The organism is Aerococcus sp. L_32 (assembly GCF_050689315.1).
This window is the reverse complement of sequence record NZ_JBOEQF010001097.1, coordinates 1-616: the sequence shown is the minus strand read 5'-3', so window position 1 is coordinate 616 and position 616 is coordinate 1. Positions and strand designations below refer to the sequence as shown.

The 616-nt window shown below is 34.7% G+C and carries 1 protein-coding gene; it reads left to right on the top strand.

Translation table 11 applies throughout. The features are described from left to right. Positions 1-229 (top strand): RDD family protein (locus ACRCJ0_RS18360; protein WP_431391586.1); only part of this gene is annotated, 229 nt, incomplete at its 5' end. Between the last annotated feature and the right edge of the window lie 387 nt (positions 230-616).

The window sequence follows — 616 nt, the reverse complement described above, 5'->3', positions numbered from 1 at the left end:
AAAAGGGTTACTAGGCCTTCAAGTTGTAACCAACAAGCAATACAAATTATCCTTTATGACATGTTTACTTCGTGAAGGTTTAGGGAAATTGATTTTAACGACAATTCCGTTTTTAGGTTTGATGGTTGTCTTCTCAAACAAGCGTCAAAATTTCATGGATTACTTTACAGATACAAATGTCATTTCATTAGGACAATTTGCTATGTTGTTTGAAGAAAATGCGATTTAATAATTGACAAAAGGTGTAGCTAAAACGCTACACCTTTTGTGGTACTTTGGATAATGAAAACGGCACTATTTCTCGCACCCATTGAATAACTCTTGATTTTTTTGTTAGGTGCGTTATAATAATGAGAAATATATGAAAACCTTTAACTTGCGTCCAGAGAGACGAAGAAGGCATGACACGTCTAGTTTTTAACCGAATGGGGAAAGACTACTTCTTTTTGCGCACGCAAGTAGGGAAGTAGTCTTTTTTCTTACTTAAGCAAATAATGGAGGTCATACCATGGTAAAAGTGATTATGAATGAAAAAGAAATTGGCCGCGCTTTAACACGTTTGTCTCATGAAATTATCGAACGTTATAAGGGTATTGATAATTTGGTACTTGTTGGA